General features: G+C 71.0%; 16 protein-coding genes. 4 read left to right on the plus strand and 12 right to left on the minus strand.

Annotated elements, in window-relative coordinates:
- Positions 1 to 14: 14 nt before the first annotated feature.
- Positions 15 to 623 (minus strand): TetR/AcrR family transcriptional regulator, encoded by a 609-nt coding sequence (locus FDO69_RS30895; RefSeq protein WP_104784484.1) that lies wholly within the window; start codon positions 621 to 623, stop codon positions 15 to 17.
- A 109-nt stretch (positions 624 to 732) separates the two neighbouring features.
- Here FDO69_RS30895 and FDO69_RS30900 point away from each other — a divergent pair, with 109 nt between their 5' ends.
- Positions 733 to 2229, plus strand: a complete 1497-nt coding sequence (locus tag FDO69_RS30900; protein ID WP_104784487.1) for a cytochrome P450 — start codon at positions 733 to 735, stop codon at positions 2227 to 2229.
- On the opposite strand, the gene FDO69_RS30905 is transcribed toward FDO69_RS30900, so the two are convergent.
- The 11 genes from FDO69_RS30905 to FDO69_RS30955 all read right to left on the minus strand — a co-directional run bounded on the left by FDO69_RS30905 (position 2191) and on the right by FDO69_RS30955 (position 13797).
- Positions 2191 to 3033 (minus strand): pentapeptide repeat-containing protein, encoded by an 843-nt coding sequence (locus FDO69_RS30905; protein WP_170320967.1) that lies wholly within the window; start codon positions 3031 to 3033, stop codon positions 2191 to 2193. The two genes, FDO69_RS30900 and FDO69_RS30905, sit on opposite strands and share 39 nt — an antisense overlap.
- A gap of 30 nt (positions 3034 to 3063) precedes the next feature.
- Positions 3064 to 3975, minus strand: a complete 912-nt coding sequence (gene sigJ / locus FDO69_RS30910) for an RNA polymerase sigma factor SigJ (RefSeq protein ID WP_104784489.1) — start codon at positions 3973 to 3975, stop codon at positions 3064 to 3066.
- A 30-nt stretch (positions 3976 to 4005) separates the two neighbouring features.
- Positions 4006 to 4740 carry a PIG-L deacetylase family protein gene (locus FDO69_RS30915; RefSeq protein ID WP_104784492.1) on the minus strand — a complete coding sequence of 245 codons (735 nt, stop codon included), beginning with the start codon at positions 4738 to 4740 and terminating at the stop codon, positions 4006 to 4008.
- Positions 4741 to 4790: 50 nt separating this feature from the next.
- Positions 4791 to 6092 (minus strand): alpha/beta fold hydrolase, encoded by a 1302-nt coding sequence (locus FDO69_RS30920; protein ID WP_104784495.1) that lies wholly within the window; start codon positions 6090 to 6092, stop codon positions 4791 to 4793.
- A 108-nt stretch (positions 6093 to 6200) separates the two neighbouring features.
- On the minus strand, positions 6201 to 7226 hold the full coding sequence (locus FDO69_RS30925) for a LacI family DNA-binding transcriptional regulator (protein WP_104784498.1): 1026 nt from the start codon (positions 7224 to 7226) through the stop codon (positions 6201 to 6203).
- A gap of 86 nt (positions 7227 to 7312) precedes the next feature.
- Positions 7313 to 8737, minus strand: coding sequence for a BNR repeat-containing protein (locus FDO69_RS30930; RefSeq protein WP_104784501.1), 1425 nt, complete (start codon positions 8735 to 8737; stop codon positions 7313 to 7315).
- A 16-nt stretch (positions 8738 to 8753) separates the two neighbouring features.
- Complete coding sequence (locus tag FDO69_RS30935) at positions 8754 to 9074, minus strand: L-rhamnose mutarotase (RefSeq protein WP_104784503.1); 321 nt, start codon at positions 9072 to 9074, stop codon at positions 8754 to 8756.
- A 16-nt stretch (positions 9075 to 9090) separates the two neighbouring features.
- The gene (gene rhaS, locus FDO69_RS30940; protein WP_104784506.1) at positions 9091 to 10176 is read right to left on the minus strand and encodes a rhamnose ABC transporter substrate-binding protein; all 1086 of its coding nucleotides are present in this window, start codon (positions 10174 to 10176) and stop codon (positions 9091 to 9093) included.
- Positions 10177 to 10257: 81 nt separating this feature from the next.
- Positions 10258 to 11250, minus strand: coding sequence for an ABC transporter permease (locus FDO69_RS30945; protein ID WP_104784508.1), 993 nt, complete (start codon positions 11248 to 11250; stop codon positions 10258 to 10260).
- Positions 11243 to 12283 (minus strand): ABC transporter permease, encoded by a 1041-nt coding sequence (locus FDO69_RS30950; protein WP_104784511.1) that lies wholly within the window; start codon positions 12281 to 12283, stop codon positions 11243 to 11245. Before FDO69_RS30950 ends, FDO69_RS30945 begins: the two co-directional genes overlap by 8 nt.
- Positions 12280 to 13797: a sugar ABC transporter ATP-binding protein gene (locus FDO69_RS30955; RefSeq protein WP_104784514.1), complete on the minus strand. Its 1518-nt coding sequence runs from the start codon at positions 13795 to 13797 to the stop codon at positions 12280 to 12282. The genes FDO69_RS30950 and FDO69_RS30955 overlap by 4 nt, the downstream gene beginning before the upstream one ends.
- Positions 13798 to 14069: 272 nt before the next feature.
- On the opposite strand from FDO69_RS30955, the gene rhaI reads away from it, so the two are divergent.
- The 3 genes from rhaI (at position 14070) to FDO69_RS30970 (ending at position 18822) form a co-directional block, all read left to right on the plus strand.
- On the plus strand, positions 14070 to 15230 hold the full coding sequence (rhaI, locus tag FDO69_RS30960) for an L-rhamnose isomerase (protein WP_104784516.1): 1161 nt from the start codon (positions 14070 to 14072) through the stop codon (positions 15228 to 15230).
- A 107-nt stretch (positions 15231 to 15337) separates the two neighbouring features.
- The gene (locus FDO69_RS30965; protein WP_104784519.1) at positions 15338 to 17377 is read left to right on the plus strand and encodes a bifunctional aldolase/short-chain dehydrogenase; all 2040 of its coding nucleotides are present in this window, start codon (positions 15338 to 15340) and stop codon (positions 17375 to 17377) included.
- Positions 17374 to 18822: a rhamnulokinase gene (locus FDO69_RS30970; RefSeq protein ID WP_104784521.1), complete on the plus strand. Its 1449-nt coding sequence runs from the start codon at positions 17374 to 17376 to the stop codon at positions 18820 to 18822. Before FDO69_RS30965 ends, FDO69_RS30970 begins: the two co-directional genes overlap by 4 nt.
- Positions 18823 to 18882: the final 60 nt, after the last annotated feature.

Below are 18882 nucleotides of genomic sequence, written 5' to 3' on the forward strand. Positions count from 1 at the left end.
CTTCGCGAGACTTTTCAGGGCGTGAGAACGCCCAGCAGGGCGCGTGCGCACAGCTCGCGCACCTGCTCGCGACCCAGCTCCGTGCCGCGCAGCCACTCCAGGCAGACGGCCGTAGTGAACGCCAGCCAGCCGCGCACGGCCAGCCGGACCTCCGGCCGCCCCTCGACGGCGGGGCCGAACTCGGGATCCGCGGCGAGCGCGGCGAGGATCTGCCGCTCCTGCGCGGCCAGGGCCCGCTGATAGACACGCCGCACCGCCTGGTCCCCGGCCGCGTCGGCGCGGTGGAAGGCGCGATAGCCGTGCGCGTGCGCCTGGACGTACTCCAGGAACGTCTCCAGACCTGCCCCGAGTTGCTCGCGGACCGGGACGCCGGGCACCGCTGCCGTCATGCGGAGCATGCGCTCGCTCTCGCGCTCGACGACGGCTGCGAAGAAGTCCCGCTTGGTCGGGAAGTAGTGGTACAGCAGCCCGCGCGACACCCCGGCGATCTCGGCGACCTGCTCGATCCACACCTCGTCGTAGGGGCTCTCCGAGAACAGCCGCGCACCGACCGACAGGAGCTGCTCCCGGCGCTCCCCGGTACTGAGCCGGCGGCGCGTGCGCCCGCCCTGGTTCGCAGCCATGCCCGCACTTTACTTGACGCCGGTTCAACAACGGGACCACACTGAACCGCGCTATTGAACTCACGTACAACACCTGCGAACCCGCCGTCGGATCAAGGGAGATCGCGTCATGACGGAGGCGCCGACACGGACCGGGGAGCCCAAGGGTTTCCGGAGTGCCGAGCTGGGCTGGCCGGAGCTGGACCGCATTCCGCATCCGCCGCGCCGGGTCCCGCTGCTCGGTGACGTGGTGGGGGTGAACCGGCGCACTCCCCTGCAGGACTCGCTGCGCTACGCCCGCGAACTGGGTCCGGTGTTCCGGCGGAAGGCCTTCGGCAAGGAGTTCGTGTTCGTGTGGGGTGCCCGGCACGCGGCCGACCTCGCGGACGAGTCCCGCTTCGCCAAGCACGTGGGGCTCGGCGTGGCCAACCTGCGGCCGGTCGCCGGGGACGGCCTGTTCACGGCGTACAACCACGAGCCGAACTGGCAGCTGGCCCACGATGTGCTCGCGCCGGGGTTCAGCCGCGACGCCATGGCCGGCTACCACCCGATGATGCTGTCGGTCGCGCAGCGGCTGACGGAGCACTGGGACCGGGCGGCCGCGGCGGGCCGGGTGGTGGACGTGCCCGGCGACATGACCAAGCTGACGCTGGAGACGATCGCGCGCACCGGTTTCGGACACGACTTCGGTTCGTTCGAACGCTCCCGGCCGCATCCCTTCGTGACCGCGATGGTGGGCACGCTGACCTACGCCCAGCGGCTGAACACCGTGCCCTTCCCGCTGGCGCCCCTGCTGCTGCGCAGCGCGAGCCGCCGCAACGCGGCCGACATCGCCCACCTCAACCACACGGTCGACGAACTGGTCCGGGCCCGGCGCGCCACCGGCGGCGGTGACGGCGATCTGCTCGACCGGATGCTGGAGACGGCCCATCCCGACACCGGGGAACGGCTGGCGCCGCAGAACGTCCGCCGCCAGGTCATTACGTTCCTCGTCGCCGGCCACGAGACGACCTCCGGCGCACTCTCCTTCGCCCTGCACTACCTCGCCCGCCACCCCGAGATCGCCGCCCGGGCCCGCGCCGAGGTGGACCGGGTGTGGGGGGACACGGCGGAACCCGCCTACGAGCAGGTGGCCCGGCTGCGCTACGTCCGCCGGGTGCTGGACGAGTCGCTGCGGCTGTGGCCCACCGCGCCCGCGTTCTCCCGGGAGGCCCGTGAGGACACGGTGCTGGCCGGGGAGCATCCCATGCGGCGCGGCGCCTGGGCGCTGGTGCTGACGCCGATGCTGCACCGGGACCCCGAGGTGTGGGGCGCGGACGCCGAGCGTTTCGACCCGGACCGCTTCGACGCCCGCGCCGTACGGTCCCGGCCCCCGCACACCTTCAAGCCGTTCGGGACAGGGGCGCGGGCGTGCATCGGGCGGCAGTTCGCGCTGCACGAGGCCACGCTGGTGCTCGGGCTGCTGCTGCGGCGCTACGACCTGCGGGCCGACCCCGCCTACCGGCTGCGCGTGACGGAACGGCTGACGCTGATGCCGGAGGGCCTGCGGCTGCGCCCGGAGCGCCGCCCGGCGGTGCGGGAGCCGGCCTCAGACCTGCGCTGTCCAGTGCCCGGGGCGGGTGACTGACCCGGGCAGCCGGGTCCCGGCGCTTCCCCGGGCCGCGTTCAGCTGTGGCTGGGTGAGGAAGAACGCCCCGGTCAGATCGGCGTCGGTGAGGTCCGCGTCGCGCAGGTCGGTACCGATCAGGTCAGCCCCCCGCAGGTCCGCTCCGGTGAGGTCGGCGGCGATGAGGTAGGCGCCGCGGAGGCAGGCACCGCGCAGGTCGGCGCCCTTGAGACGGGCGCCCATGAGGTCCGCGCCCCGGCGGTCCTTCTTGCGGCCCTTGAAGCCGGCCCTGGCCAGCTCGCTCGTCCTCAGCAGCAGGACGTTGACCTCCTGGCGGTGTGCCGCCACATCCAGCGCGACGAGCTCCTCGGGGGTCCCGCCGGTCAGTTCCTCGGTCTTCCCCAGGGCCTCGCGCAGTTCGGCGTGGACGGGACGGGCCGCGGGCAGGGTGAGCGCCTCGGTCAGGTACCACAGCAGCTCGTGCAGCTGCCGGACCACCGGGAACACGTCGAACATGTGGCGGGCCCGCTCCGGCGGACCGGTCCGCCAGTCCTGTCCGCCGAAGGTGATCTGCGAGACCTGCTGCCCGGCGCCGAAGCAGTCGTAGACCGTGCAGCCGGTGAATCCCTTCTGCCGGAGCCTGGCGTGGATACCGCAGCGGTGATCCTCCCGGAGGTTGCGGCAGGGCGTGCCGGCGGCCTTGTCGACCGCGAAGTCGGCCGAGGCGGCGAAGGGCAGGGCGACGCAGCACAGCCCGAAGCACCGCTCGCAGTCGCCGCGCAGTTCCGCCTGCTCGGCCTGGTGTTCTCGCATGCCGTTCAGCATACGAAACGACAACTGACGGGCGCCTTCCGGTCACACCGCCGGCCCGGGCACCTCCAGACGCTCCAGCCGCTCGGGGTCGGCCAGGATGTACATGTCCGTGATGCGGCCGTCGACGATCGTGACGCCCATGACCGACTGGACGCGGCCTTCGTGCGCGTTGACCATTCCGACCGAGCCGTTGACCAGGACCAGCTCCGCGGCCTGCGTGAACGGGGCGAACATGAGTGCCTGCTCGGCCACCGCCTTCGCGCCCTGGACCACCTTGGAGGCGGCCGCGCCCCGCACGAGCGCGCCCGAGTCGGCCCGCAGCAGCACATCCGGGTGCAGCACGGCCACCAGTGCCTCGAAGTCCCCGGCGCGCGAGGCGGCCAGGAAGGCGTCGAGCACCTGCTTCTGCCGGCCGAGGTCCGGCTCGGCCGACGGGGTGGCACCGCGCACCCGGCGCCGGGCGCGGCTCGCGAGCTGCCGGGTCGCGGCCGGGTTGCGTTCCACGATGGGCGCGATGTCGTCGAACGGCACGGCGAACATGTCGTGCAGTACGAACGTGAGCCGCTCGTCGGGCGTCAGGTTCTCCAGCACGACGAGCAGGGCCAGGCCCACGGAGTCGGCCTGGAGCACCTCCTCGGCCGGGTCGATGTGCGACAGGGGCCGGAGCACCGGGTCCGGGACGAAGGCCCCCACGGTGTCCTGGGTGTCGCCCATCGGCTCCTCGCGGCGGGCGGTGCGCGAGCGCAGCATGTCCAGGCAGACCCGGCCGGTCACCGTGGTCAGCCAGCCGCCTAGGTTCTGGATGTCGCCCGTGTCGGTGCGGCTGAGCTTCAGCCATGCGTCCTGGACGGCGTCCTCCGCCTCGGAGAGCGATCCGAGCATGCGGTAGGCCACCGCCTTGAGGTGTCCGCGGTGTTCCTCGAACCGGTGCGCCAGTTCCTCGTCGCCTGTCATGGTCTCCCCCGTCTGTCGATCAACCGCTGATCATCTGCTGAACAGTTCGAACGCCACCGCGGGGCGGCCCCCGAACCGCTCCCCCGTCCTCTCGGCGTGCTGCGTCAGGAAGCCGCGCACGTACGTCTCCGGGTCCTCGCTGGTCAACACCTCGATGTAGGTGCGGTGTTCCAGCAGGGAGCGCACGGCCCGTTCCATCCCGGCTGTCGCGTCGACCGCGTGCGTGGGCGTGCTGGAACCCGCGACCGCGACCCAGCGCACGCCGTCCCAGGGGTCGAGGCCCTGCTCGACGAGCTCGGGGAAGATCCACCGGTTGCCGGCGTCGCCGGCCGCGTCGAGCGTGGCCCGGCCGACGGCCACGTGGTCCGGGGTGTTCCAGGCCACGCCGCCCCAGGTGTCGCGGTGGTTGAGCGTGAGGACCAGCTCGGGCTTGTGGCGGCGGATGGCGGCGGCGATGTCGCGGCGCAGGGCGGTGCCGTACTCGATGACACCGTCCTTGTGGTCGAGGAACTCCACCTCCGACACGCCGACGACCGCCGCGCTCGCCCGCTGCTCCCGCTCGCGCAGCGGCCCGCACCGCTCGGGCTCCAGCGTGTCGATGCCGGCCTCGCCCCGGGTCGCGAGGACGTAGGAGACCTCTCGGCCTTCGTCGGTCCAGGCCGCGATCGCCGCCGAGCAGCCGTACTCGAGGTCGTCCGGGTGCGCCACGACCGCGAGGGCACGCCGCCAGTCGTCGGGCATGGGCTGCAGTTGAGTGGTCGTCATGTCCGCAGACTAGTCCGCGCCGCCGACATCACCGGGTGTACGGCACGGCATCACGCCTCGCCCCGCACGAGCGCCAGCAGCCGGTCGAGTACGCGGGGGCCGCCGGTGCGGATGCCGTCGTGCTCGAACTCGTCCGTGATCCAGGTGCGCAGGCCCCGGATCGTACGGGCGGTGCGCAGGGAGTGGGCCGTGTCGACGTACATGTCGTCGTGGTAGACGGCCGCCACCACCGGCACCGTGTTGGCGGCGAGGCGGGCCGGGTCGTACAGGGGCGTCCAGTCGGTGCGGGCGGCGAGCAGTTCGGCGGTCTCGCGCAGCGGGCGCAGGGCCGGGTCGCAGTCGAACATCCAGGGGTGAATCGATTCTCCGGTGAACAGCAGAGGCTCGTCACCGGCGAGGGCCTTGGCGGCGTCGAACTGCGGGAACTCGGCGCGGACCCGCTCGGCCGACCAGGCCGTGGGCCGGGCGTCCTGGCCGTAGATCGACTCGTGGACCAGGGCGTACAGCGGGTGACGGGCGAACGAGAGCATGGCCTGCACCTGCTCCTGGAAGGCGTCCGAGAGCGTAGAGCCCTGCGGGGTGCGGACGAAGGCGTTCTCCAGGAGGTAGTGCAGGCGGTGGGTGCCGTCGCCGGTGCCGAGGGCGATGCCGAGGGACTGGAAGGCCTCGACGGTGAGTCGATAGCCGTTCGGCAGGACCACGTCGTGGTGGAGCAGGTGCTCGGCGATGCGGCGGGCGCGCTCGGCGTCCTCGGGGTAGCGGGCGTAGTGGGCGGTGACCTTGCGCTCGATGCGCGGGAACGCGGCCCGGTAGACGTCGTCGGCGTGGGCGTCCAGGGAGGGCAGGCCGCCGGTGATCACGGCGGTGGCCAGGCCCTCGGGGGCGAGGGACAGGTAGGTGGTCGCGCAGAAGCCGCCGAAGCTCTGGCCGAGGACGGTCCAGGGCTTGCCGCCGGTGAGTTGCGCGCGGACGGCCTCGCAGTCGCGGACGATCGAGTCGGCGCGGAAGTGCGTGAGGTAGTCGGCCTGCTCGGCCGGGCCGCCGCGCAACGGGAGGGTCTGACGGTTCGCGGGGGTGCTGTGGCCGGTGCCGCGCTGGTCGAGGAGCAGGACGCGGTACTCCTTCAGGGCCCTGCCGAGCCAGCCCGGCCGTCCGACGGAGCGGTCCGCGCCGAAGCCGGGTCCGCCCTGGAGGTAGAGCAGCCACGGCAGGTCCTGGGACGCCTTGTCAGCCGCCACGACCTCGCGCGCGTACAGCTCGATCGTCTCGCCCTCGGGGCGGCCGTGGTCGAGGGGGACGGTGAAGCGGCGGTCGGTGAGGACGACTCCGGGCTGGCGGTAGCTGACGGTCAACAGGGCTCCCGGGACGGACGGATTTTCGGACCGCGTCCCAGTTCATCACAGCGATCGTCCGCGGGTGAGCCCTTCGATCATGAAACCTTGCTGAACGGCCGTTCAGGCTCAGCGGGCGGACAGGCTGGAGCGGCGGACCACCAGCTCGGGCTGGAGGACGACCCTGCGGTGCTCGTGTGCGCGCGCCGTGCCCTCCTCCTCCGTCTCCTCCAGGAGCAGGTCGGCGGCCATGGCGCCCATGGTGACGGCGGGCTGCCGCACCGAGGTGAGCGGGACGGCCGCGGCGGCGGCGAACTCGATGTCGTCGTAGCCGACGATGGCGAGGTCGTCGGGGACGCCGACTCCGGCCGCGTACATGGCCTGCAGGACCCCGAGGGCGAGGAGGTCGTTGGCGCAGAACACGGCGGTGGGCCGGTCGGCGAGCCCGAGCAGCCGGGCCCCGGCGTCCCGTCCCGCGGCGACGTCGAGCCGTTCGGTCGGCAGCTCGCGCAGCGCGTCGGGGCCGAGCCCGGCCTCGGCGAGCGCCTCCAGGGCGCCGGTGCGGCGGTCGCGGACCTGGTTCAGGCCGGGCGGGCCGCTGACGTAGGCGATCGAGCGGTGCCCGGCGTCGACGAGGTGGCGTACGGCCAGGGCGCCGCCCGCCACGTCGTCGACGGAGACCGAGCACTCGGTGGTGCCCTCGGCGACCCGGTCGACCAGGACGAACGGGATGCCGTGCCGGCGGAACGTCTCGATGTTGCGGCCGGTCGCGTCGGCCGGCGTGAGCAGCACGCCGCGCACCCGCTGCTCGGCGAAGAGCGACAGGTACTCGGCCTCCTCGCCCGGGCTCTGGGCGCTGTTGCAGACCATGACGCCGAGTCCGGCCTGCCGGGCGGCGCGCTCGGCTCCGCGCGCGACATCGACGAAGAAGGGGTTGCCCATGTCGAGGACGAGCAACCCCATGATGCGGCTGCGGCCCGCGCGCAGCTGACGCGCGGACTCGCTGCGGACGTACCCGAGCCGGTCTATCGCGGACAGCACCCGGGCCCGGGTCTCGGTCGCGACCGTGTCCGGGCGGTTGATCACGTTCGAGACCGTGCCGACGGAGACTCCGGCGACGCGGGCGACGTCCTTGATACCCACCGACTGGGCCATCGGGCAGGGACCTCCAGAGGGAGACGGGGGGCGGCGTCCGGGGCGGCCTCACATTACCGGCACGCCGCCCCGGGAACCGGATGCGGTCAGGCGGGCAGGCGGAAGTCCGTCACGTGCAGCGCCGAGGGCGTCGTACCGCTGGACTTCTCCTGGTACATGAACGACAGCACCCCGTCCTGTGCGACCCGCGTCTCGTCGATGACGACCTCGCCGAAGGCGTTGAGGCCGCTGCCGTCGAACAGGATCCTCCAGTCGGTGTACCCCGAGGCGGCGGAGGCCGCGGCGATCCGGCCGAAGGGGAAGACCGCGTACGCGTTGTCGTACTTGTCCAGGATCAGCTTGGTGCGCTGGCTGGAGTTCAGCGGGACCGGTATCTCGGTCTTCTGCCAGGTGCCGGAGGCGTTCTTGCGGACGTGGAAGGCGCGTCCGTCGGCGGTCCGGTCCGCCACGTAGTTCGTGGTGCACTGGCCGAAGCGGCCCGGCACGTAGGAGATGATCGCGTGCGGCCGGCCCGCGGAGTCGGTGAACTGGCTCTCCTGGTTCATCAGGGAGTGGTCCGGGTTGAGCGGGTCGATCACCAGGCCGGCGTCGGTCACGGACACCTTGTCGGAGCCGCCCGTCACACCCACGACGCTCCCGGCGTTGTTGCGCCAGGTGCGGCCCCGGTCGTCGGAGTAGACGTAGCCGGTGTCGTGGTTGGTGATGCCGCCGCCGTTGCACATCACGGCGCCGTTCTGCTCGCGCCAGGTGAAGAAGGAGTGCAGCCGGCCGCCCCGGTCGTAGTCGATGCCGTGCAGGTACATGTTGCGGGCCGTCGAGGAGCCGTGCTCGCTGGTGTACGTGCCCGTCGAGGCGGACCACTCGCCCAGGTTGGTCCACTTGGTGCCGTCGTACTCGGCGAGGGCGTTGCGGCCGTTGCCGGAGACGGCGACGCGGTAGCTGAGCTGTAGCTTGCCGTCGGGCGTGGAGACGAACTGCGGATAGGTGAACTGGGAGGTCAGCGCCAGTCCGTCCAGAGTGGACTGCGGCGCCCCGAAGCGAGAGGCGGTCCAGCTCAGCCCCGCGGGATTGTCCATCAGCCCGGCGACGGACTTGACGTAGGTGAAGCCGTCGCTGTGGGAGTCCATGTTGAGGTGCAGCCGGCCGTCGACCTTGGAGACGCCCATGGAGATGACGTTGTGGGAGTCGTCGGCCTTGAGGGTGTGACCGACCTTCACGGTCGACCAGGTGCTCCCGCCGAGGACGCGGCGGCCGACGACGGCGCCCCGGTCGGCGGTGTACCAGACGGCGTACTGGTAGCCCTTGTAGGTCAGCAGGCCGTTCTTCTGGAACGCGTTGTTGTTGACCAGACCGTCGTACGACACGAAGAAGATCGCCTGGCCGTCGAGTGTGGTGGTGCCGGTCCGGGTGACGGAGGGGCCGGGGTCGGCGGCCCGCGCGGTGCCGGAGGCGAGGGCGGGGGTCACCACTGCTCCCGCGAGGGCGGCGGCCAGCAACGTACGTCTGTGCATCTCGTGGACTCCATCGTCATGCGAGGTGGAACACTTCGGTGAGCGGTTTCATGGCCTCGTCGGGCCGGGCGCCGTCCAGCGACTCGAAGAACGGCGCCATCTCCGCCTGCCAGCGGGCGTTGACGTCGGTGGCTTCCATGCCGGCCTGGGCGGCGGCGAAGTCCTCGGTCTCCAGGTAACCGACGAGCAGTCCGTCCTCGCGCAGGAAGAGCGAGTAGTTGTGCCAGCCGGTCTCCGAGAGCGCCTGGAGCATCTCGGGCCATACCGCGGCGTGCCGTTCGCGGTACTCGTCGAGACGGTCCGCCCGGACCTTCAGCAGGAAGCACACGCGCTGCATCAACAGATCTCCTGGATCAGAAGTTGAACTGGTCGATGTTCTTGGCGTCGAACACGGTGGGCTTGCCCAGGCTGATCACGCCGTCCTCGCCGATGGTGTACTCGCCCATGGAGCCGGCCTTGAAGGTCTCGCCCTCCTTGCCGGTGATCTGCCCGGAGGACAGGGCGACAGCCGTGCGGGCGGCCAGTTCGCCGAGCTTCGCCGGGTCCCACAGCTCGAACGCCTCGACGGTGCCGTTCTTGACGTACTTGCGCATGTCGTTCGGGGTGCCGAGGCCGGTCAGCTTGACCTTGCCCTTGTACTTGGAGCCCGACAGGTACTGGGCGGCGGCCTTGATGCCGACGGTGGTCGGGGAGATGATCCCCTTCAGGTTCGGGTACTCCTGGAGCAGGCCCTGGGTCTGCTGGAAGGACTGCTGGGCGTCGTCGTTGCCGTACGCGGTCTTGACCAGCTTGATGTTCTTGTACTCGGGCTTCTTCAGCTCGTCCTTCATGAAGTCGATCCAGGTGTTCTGGTTCGTCGCGGTCTGCGCGGCGGACATGATCGCGATCTCGCCCTTGTAGCCGATCTGCTTGGCGAGCAGCTGCACCTCGGTGCGGCCGAGGTCCTCGGCGGAGGCCTGGGAGACGAAGGCGTTGCGGCAGTCGGCCGTGGTGTCGGAGTCGTAGGTGACGACCTTGATGTCGTTCTTCATGGCCTGCTTGAGCGCGGTGCACAGCGCGCCCGGGTCCTGCGCGGACACGGCCATGGCGTCGACCTGCTGCTGGGTGAGCGTGTTGACGTAGGAGACCTGCCCGGCGGTGTCGGTCGCGCTGGACGGCCCGACCTCCTTGTAGCCGGACCCCAGCTCCTTCAGCGCCTTCTCGCCGCCCTTGTCGGCGCTGGTGAAGTACGGGTTGTTGACCTGCTTGGGCAGGAACCCGACGGTGAGGCCCTTCTTGGTGGCCGCGTTCGGGTCGGCCTTGCCGGCGGTGGCGGCGGATCCGCCTTCGTTCGCGACGTCCTTCTTGGTGGTGCCGCCGCCACAGGCGGTGAGGGCCAGGGCGAGAGAGGTGGCGGTGGCGAGGGCCGCGCAGCTGCGGCGGACGGTGGACTTACGCATGTCGGTTTCCTTTGAACGAGGTTGAGGGGAGCGCCCTGAAAAGGGGCGCGGGGAACTGCGCGACCAGCCACAAACCACCGGTCAGCCGGAAGATTGAGCACGCACAACGGCGATCTGCCGAGCCACCCGAGGCCCGAGTACGGAGAGCACCAGCAACACGCCGGTGACGACGATCTGCGACTGCGCGGAAACGTCCTGGAGGCTCATCACGTTCTGCAACGCCCCCAGCAGGAACACCCCCGCGATCGCACCGCCCAACGTGCCCTTGCCGCCGTCGAAGTCGATGCCGCCGAGCAACACGGCGGCCACGACGGACAGTTCGAGGCCGGTGGCGTTGTCGTAGCGGGCGCTGGCGTAGTGCAGCGCCCAGAAGATCCCGGTCAGCGAGGCCATCAACCCGGTCAGCGTGAACAGGATCAGCTTCTGCCGCTTGACCCGGATCCCGGCGAACCGGGCGGCCTCCTCGCTCGCTCCGATCGCGAACAACGACCGTCCGAACGGCGTGGCGTGCAGCGCGACCACGGCGATGGCGAGCAGGACGAGGAACGGCAGGAACGCGTAGGGGATGAAGGTGTCGCCGATGCGCCCGGCCGCGAAGTCCAGGTACTGCGTGGGGAAGTCGGTCACCGCGTCGGACCCGAGCACGATCTGTGCGATGCCCCGGTAGGCGGCGAGGGTGCCGATGGTCACGGCGAGGGACGGGAGCCCCAGCCGGGTCACCAGCAGCCCGTTGACCAGCCCGCACACGACACCGAGCAGCAGGCAGATCGGGATGATCGTCTCGATGGCCATGCCCTGGTTCCACAGCGCCCCCATCACGGCACCGGACAGGCCGGCCGTGGACGCGACCGACAGGTCGATCTCGCCGGAGACCACCAGCAGGGTCATGGGCAGCGCGATCAGCGCGATGGGCAGGGTGTTGCCGATCAGGAAGGACAGGTTGAGCGCGTTGCCGAACCCGTCGACGAACCCGAAGGAGAACAGCAGGACCACGACGAGGAGTGCGCCGACGGCGGAGTCCCACCTCTTCAGGCCGGACCAGCCGGCCGCTCGGCTCAGGGAGATGTCAGCCATGGCGGGCGTTCCTCTTCTTCAGGGCGGAGGCCACGCGCAGCGCGACGATCCGGTCGACCGCGATCGCGAGGATGAGCAGGATGCCGTTGATCGCGAGCACCCACACGGAGCTGACGCCGAGGGCGGGCAGCACGCTGTTGATGGAGGTCAGCAGCAGCGCGCCGAGGGCCGCGCCGTAGACGCTGCCGGAGCCGCCGGTGAAGACGACGCCGCCGACCACGACCGCGCTGACGACGGTCAGTTCGTAGCCGTTTCCGGTGCCGGAGTCGACGTTGCCGAAGCGGGCGAGGTACATCGCGCCGGCGAGTCCGGCGAGGGCGCCGCAGAAGGTGTACGCGGCGAGGATCCGCTTGCGGACGGGGATGCCGGCGAGGCGGGCCGCCTCGGGGTTGGAGCCGAGCGCGTACAACTCGCGTCCGCTGGCGAAGTGCTTGAGGTAATAGGCGGTGGCGACGAGGACCGCCAGCGCGATCAGTGCCAGGTACGGGACCGCCGAGATGCCGCCGGAGCCGAAGTCGACGAATCCGCCGGGCAGGTCGGCCGCGGTGATCTGGCGGGAGCCGACCCAGATGGAGTCGATGCCGCGGATGATGTAGAGCGTGCCGAGGGTGACGACGAGCGCGGGCACCTGGCCGAGGCTGACGAGCAGTCCGTTGAGCAGTCCGAAGCCGATGCCGAGCAGGACCGCCAGCGCGATCGCCACGACGGAGTCGCCGCCGCCCTGGAGATACGTTCCGGCGGCGAACGCGCTGATGCCGAGCGTCGATCCGACGGACAGGTCGACGTTGCGGGTGATGACCACCAGGGACTGGCCGGTGGCGACCAGGACCAGGATCGTCGCGTTCAGCAGCAGGTCCTTGATGCCCTGCTCGGACAGGAACTGGCTGTTGCCTGCCTGGGTGACGCCGATCATCACCAGGAAGACGACCAGGATGGCGAGTTCGCGCATCTTGAAGACGCGGTCGACCAGCCGGGTGCCGCTCGACTTGGGCACGTCGGCCACGGGGGCCTCTTGCGGGGTCACGACCGTCATGCGGCGGCCCTCCCGGTGGCTGCGGCCATCACGGTTTCCTCGGTGGCGTCGGAGCGTGGGATCTCGGCGGTGAGGCGGCCCTCGTGCATCACCAGCACCCGGTCGGCCATGCCGAGGATCTCGGGCAGGTCGGAGGAGATCATCAGGACGGCCACGCCGTCGGCGGCCAGCTGCGACAACAGCCGGTGCACCTCGGCCTTGGTGCCGACGTCGATGCCCCGGGTCGGCTCGTCGACGATCAGCACCTCGGGGCCGGTGGCCAGCCATTTGGCGAGCACGACCTTCTGCTGGTTGCCGCCGGAGAGCGTGTTGACGGTGTCGGCGATCCGGGCGTACTTGACCTGGAGCTTGACGGCCCAGTCGAGGGAGCGGCTGCGCTCGGCGCCGCGGTCCATGAGTCCGGCCTTCACCGTCGTACGCAGGCCCGTCAGCCCGATGTTCCGCTCGATGGACATGTCCATCACCAGGCCCTGGGCGCGCCGGTCCTCGGGAACCAGGGCGAGTCCGGCGGCCATCGCGGTGGACGGGGCGCCGTTGACGAGGGCCTTGCCCCGGACGGAGACCTCGCCGGCGTCCCAGCGGTCGATGCCGAAGACGGCCCGGGCGACCTCGGTGCGCCCGGCGCCGACGAGTCCGGCGAGGCCGACGATCTCGCCGTGCCGGACCTCGAAGGAGACGTCGGTGAAGACGCCCTCGCGGGTCAGCCGGCGCACGCTCAGGGCGACCTCGCCCGGCGTCACGTCCTGCTTGGGGTAGAGCTCGTCCAGGTCACGGCCGACCATGCGGCGCACGAGGTCGTCCTCGGTCATGCCGTCCAGGGGCTCGCTGGCGATCCAGGCGCCGTCGCGCAGGGTGGTGACCCGACGGCAGATCTCGAAGATCTCTTCCAGGCGGTGGGAGATGAAGAGCACGGCGGCGCCCTGGTCGCGCAGGGTGCGGACGACGCCGAAGAGGCGGGCGACCTCGCTGCCGGTGAGGGCGGCGGTCGGCTCGTCCATGATCAGGACGCGGGCGTCGAAGGAGAGCGCCTTGGCTATCTCGACGATCTGCTGGTCGGCGATGGACAGGCCGCGGGCGGGCCGGTCGGGGTCGAGTTCGACACCGAGGCGCTTCATGAGGGCGGCGGTCGCGTTGTGGGTGGCCTTGTGGTCGATCCGGCCGAGGGCGCGGCGCGGCTGGCGGCCCATGTAGATGTTCTCGGCGATCGACAGGTCGGGAAAGAGCGTGGGCTCCTGGTAGATCACGGCGATGCCGGCGTCGCGGGCGTCGCCGGGCCCGTGGAAGGCGACGGGCGCACCGTCGAGCAGCACCTGGCCGGCGTCCGGGCGGTGCACTCCGGCGAGCGTCTTGATGAGCGTGGACTTGCCGGCACCGTTCTCACCGGCGAGTGCGTGCACCTCCCCCGGGAACAGTTCCAGGGAGACGTCCCGCAGTGCACGGACCGCGCCGAAGGACTTGGAGACGTCCCTCAGCGCGAGAACCGGGGCCGGACCCGTGGTGGACGGGTGGGTCATGAGGGCTCCTCGACGACGCCGGTGGGTCGGCCCTCTCGGCGTCGTGAAAGGTTTCAACTGGGTTGCCGGGACGTTAGGCGGGCCGCGCATGTCACGTCAATGGGTTCTGGTCGAAAAAGTTTCGAGGACAGGTCGAGGACAGAAGGTCACGCATGGGTCACGGGAAACCGCCTCGGCCGGAGGGGTTGACACCCCTACGGGGGGCCCATAGCTTCGCGTCCTGAATCGTTTCATTCAGTGGTCGTCATGACCCGATGTCACAGGAGCCTGACGTGACCGAGCTCGCCGCGGCGAAGGCCGCTCTCAAGACACAGGCCGTCGAGACGCCGTCCTGGGCGTACGGGAACTCGGGCACCCGGTTCAAGGTCTTCGCGCAGGAGGGCGTGCCGCGCACCCCGTTCGAGAAGCTGGACGACGCGGCGAAGGTGCACGAGTTCACCGGGGTCGCGCCGACCGTGGCCCTGCACATTCCGTGGGACAAGGTCGACGACTACGCGGCGCTGGCGAAGCATGCCGAGCAGCGGGGCGTGAAGCTCGGGGCGATCAACTCCAACACGTTCCAGGACGACGCCTACAAGCTCGGGAGCATCTGCCATCCGGAGGCCTCCGTGCGGCGGAAGGCCGTCGATCATCTGCTGGAGTGCGTCGACATCATGGACGCGACGGGCTCGACGGACCTGAAGCTGTGGTTCGCCGACGGGACGAACTATCCCGGCCAGGACGACATCCGGGGACGGCAGGACCGGCTGGCCGAGGGGCTGGCCGAGGTCTACGAGCGGCTCGGGGACGGGCAGCGGATGCTGCTGGAGTACAAGTTCTTCGAGCCGGCGTTCTACACGACGGACGTGCCGGACTGGGGTACCGCCTACGCCCACTGCCTCAAGCTCGGGCCCAAGGCACAGGTGGTCGTCGACACGGGGCATCACGCGCCCGGGACCAACATCGAGTTCATCGTGGCGACGCTGCTGCGGGAGGGGAAGCTCGGCGGGTTCGACTTCAACTCGCGCTTCTACGCGGACGACGACCTGATGGTCGGGGCCGCTGATCCGTTCCAGCTGTTCCGGATCATGTACGAGGTCGTGCGGGGCGGTGGGTTCTCGCCCGAGGTCGCGTTCATGCTCGACCAGTGCCACAACATCGAGGCGAAGATCCCGGCGATCATCCGGTCGGTGATGAACGTGCAGGAGGCGACGGCGAAGGCGCTGCTGGTCGACGGGGAAGCGCTCAGTGCGGCGCAGCGCGGCGGCGATGTGCTGGAAGCCAATGCCGTGGTGATGGATGCGTACAACACGGATGTGCGGCCGTTGCTGCGGGAGGTGCGGGAGGAGATGGGGCTGGACCCCGAGCCGCTTGCCGCGTATCGGCGGTCCGGGTGGGGTGAGCGGATTGTGGCTGAGCGGGTCGGTGGGCAGCAGGCGGGGTGGGGTGCGTAAGCGTCTGCCGAGATCTGTTGTCTGCGGGGTGCGGGCCGTATGTGGCTGGTCGCGCAGTTCCCCGCGCCCCTGAGGACATCACCCACTCTCTTTGAAAAGGAACTGTCATGGCCACCCATCCCGAAGCCGCCGCTCTGCTCGCCCGGTCGCACCGACTCGGCGGCGATCCCCGGAACACCAACTACGCCGGCGGCAATGCCTCCGCCAAGGGCACCGACACCGACCCCGTCACCGGTGGGGACGTCGAGCTGATGTGGGTCAAGGGGTCCGGCGGTGACCTCGGGACGCTGACCGAGGCCGGGCTCGCCGTGCTGCGCCTCGACCGGATGCGGGCGCTCGTGGACGTGTACCCGGGCGTCGAGCGCGAGGACGAGATGGTCGCCGCCTTCGACTACTGCCTGCACGGCAAGGGCGGGGCCGCTCCGTCCATCGACACCGCCATGCACGGGCTGGTCGAGGCCGCGCACGTCGATCATCTGCACCCGGACTCGGGAATCGCGCTCGCCTGTGCCGCCGACGGGGAGAAACTGACCGCCGAGTGCTTCGGTGACAGCGTGGTGTGGGTGCCGTGGCGACGGCCAGGTTTCCAGCTGGGGCTGGACATCGCCGCCGTGAAGGAGGCCAATCCGCAGGCCGTCGGGTGCGTCCTCGGCGGGCACGGGATCACGGCCTGGGGCGACACCTCCGAGGAGTGCGAGCGGAACTCGCTGCACATCATCCGGACCGCCGAGCGCTTCCTCGCCGAGCGGGGGAAGCCCGAGCCCTTCGGGCCGGTGATGGAGGGGTACGCCGCGCTGGGTGCCGCGGAGCGGCGGGAGCGGGCCGCCGCGCTCGCCCCGTACATCCGGGCCGTCGCCTCCCAGGACCGGCCTCAGGTCGGGCACTTCGACGACTCCGAGGTCGTGCTCGACTTCCTCGCGAGCGCCGAGCACCCGCGGCTCGCCGCGCTCGGGACCTCCTGCCCGGACCACTTCCTGCGCACCAAGGTCCGGCCGCTGGTGCTGGACATCCCGCCGAGCGCCCCGCTGGAGGAGGCGATCGCGCGGCTGAAGGAGTTGCACGCCGAGTACCGCGAGGAGTACGCCGCCTACTACCGGCGGCACGCCCTGCCCGACTCCCCCGCCATGCGCGGCGCCGACCCGGCCATCGTGCTCGTACCCGGGGTGGGCATGTTCTCGTTCGGCAAGGACAAGCAGACCGCCCGGGTCGCCGGCGAGTTCTACGTCAACGCCATCAACGTGATGCGCGGGGCCGAGGCCGTCTCCGTCTACGCGCCGATCGAGGAGTCCGAGAAGTTCCGCATCGAGTACTGGGCGCTGGAGGAGGCCAAGCTCCAGCGCATGCCGAAGCCCAAGGCGCTGGCGACCCGGGTGGCGCTGGTGACGGGTGCCGGGAGCGGGATCGGCAAGGCCATCGCGCACCGGCTCGTGGCCGAGGGCGCGTGTGTCGTCGTGGCCGATCTGAACGGCGAGAACGCCGCCGCCGTCGCCGAAGAACTGGGCGGGGCCGACAAGGCCGTCGCCGTGACGGTGGACGTCACCTCCGAGGAGCAGATCGCCGAGGCGTTCCGGGCGGCCGTGCTGGCCTTCGGCGGCGTCGACCTCGTCGTCAACAACGCGGGCATCTCGATCTCCAAGCCGCTGCTGGAGACCTCCGCCAAGGACTGGGACCTCCAGCACGACATCATGGCCCGCGGCTCATTCCTGGTGTCGCGGGAGGCGGCCCGGGTGATGATCGCGCAGCAACTGGGCGGCGACATCGTCTACATCGCCTCGAAGAACGCCGTGTTCGCCGGGCCCAACAACATCGCCTACTCCGCCACCAAGGCCGACCAGGCCCACCAGGTGCGGCTGCTCGCGGCCGAGCTGGGCGAGCACGGCATCCGCGTCAACGGCGTCAACCCGGACGGCGTGGTGCGTGGCTCGGGGATCTTCGCCGGCGGGTGGGGCGCCCGGCGGGCCGCCGTGTACGGGGTGGAGGAGGAGAAGCTGGGCGAGTTCTACGCCCAGCGGACCATCCTCAAGCGCGAGGTGCTCCCCGAGCACGTGGCCAACGCCGTCTTCGCGCTGACCGGTGGGGACCTCACCCACACGACCGGTCTGCACATCCCGGTCGACGCCGGCGTCGCGGCCGCCTTCCTGCGATGAGCGCGGCCGTGAAGTCGTACGCCGCGGTCGACCTCGGCGCGTCCAGCGGGCGCGTCATGGCCGGCCGTGTCGGACTCGACTCGCTGGAGCTGAGCGAGGCCCACCGCTTCCCGAACCGGCCGGTACGCGTGCCCGAGGGGCTGCGCTGGGACGGGCTCGGGCTGTACGCCGGAGTGCTGGACGGACTCAAGGCGGCCGGGCAGGTCGATTCCGTCGGGATCGACAGCTGGGCCGTGGACTACGGGCTGCTGGACGCCGACGGGGCGCTGCTCGGCAATCCCGTGCACTACCGGGACGGCCGTACGGAGGGCGTCCCGGAGAAGGTGTGGGCGACCGTGCCCGCGGAGGAGCTGTACGCCGCGACCGGGTTGCAGTACGCGCCCTTCAACACCCTGTACCAGCTCGTCGCCGCCCGCTCCACGGCCCAGCTCGCCCAGGCCCGGCGGCTGCTGCTGATTCCGGACCTGCTGACGTACTGGCTGACCGGCGAGCAGGGCACGGAACTCACCAACGCCTCCACGACCCAGCTGATCGACCCGCGCACCCGTGACTGGGCGTACGGCGTCGCGGAGCGCCTCGGTGTCGACCTCGGGCTGTTCGCGCCGCTGCGGCAGCCCGGTGATCCGGCGGGAGTGCTGCGGCCACAGGTGCTGGAGGAGACCGGGCTGACCGGCCCCGTGCCGGTGACGGCCGTCGGGTCGCACGACACCGCGTCGGCGGTCGCCGCCGTACCCGCGTCGGGTGAGCGGTTCGCCTACATCTGCACCGGCACCTGGTCGCTGGCCGGTCTGGAGCTGGACGCGCCGGTGCTCACCGAGGAGAGCCGGGCCGCCAACTTCACCAATGAGCTGGGGCTGGACGGCACCGTGCGCTATCTGCGGAACATCATGGGGCTGTGGCTGCTCCAGGAGTGCGTACGGGCCTGGGGCGACCCGGATCTCGGCGCGCTGCTGCTGGAGGCGTCCAAGGTGCCGGCGCTGCGGTCGGTCGTGGACGCGGGCGACGCGGCGTTCCTCGCGCCCGGGCGGATGCCGGAACGGATCGCCGAGGCCTGCCGCGTCTCGGGGCAGCCGGTGCCGGAGTCGCCGGCCGAGGTGACGCGCTGCATCCTCGACTCCCTCGCGCTCGCCCACCGCAGGGCCGTCCAGGACGCCCAGCGGCTCGCCGGGCACACGGTCGACGTCGTACATGTGGTGGGGGGCGGTACGCGCAACGCCCTGCTGTGCCAGCTGACCGCCGACGCGTGCGGGCTGCCGGTGGTGGCCGGGCCCACCGAGGCGGCGGCCCTGGGGAACGTCCTGGTGCAGGCGCGTGCGGACGGGCTGGTCGGCGACCTGGCCGGGATGCGGCGGCTGCTGGTGAACACGCAGCCACTCACCCGGTACGAGCCGCGCGGTGGGACCGAGCGGTGGCGCGCCGCGCAGGCTCGGCTCGCCGCGCAGTGATGGGGTCTCCCGTCGGCCCCGCGCCCGGACTAGGCTGCACTCATCCGATGACCGACCACG

This window comes from Streptomyces tibetensis (assembly GCF_007655005.1).
Classification (GTDB): domain Bacteria; phylum Actinomycetota; class Actinomycetes; order Streptomycetales; family Streptomycetaceae; genus Streptomyces; species Streptomyces tibetensis.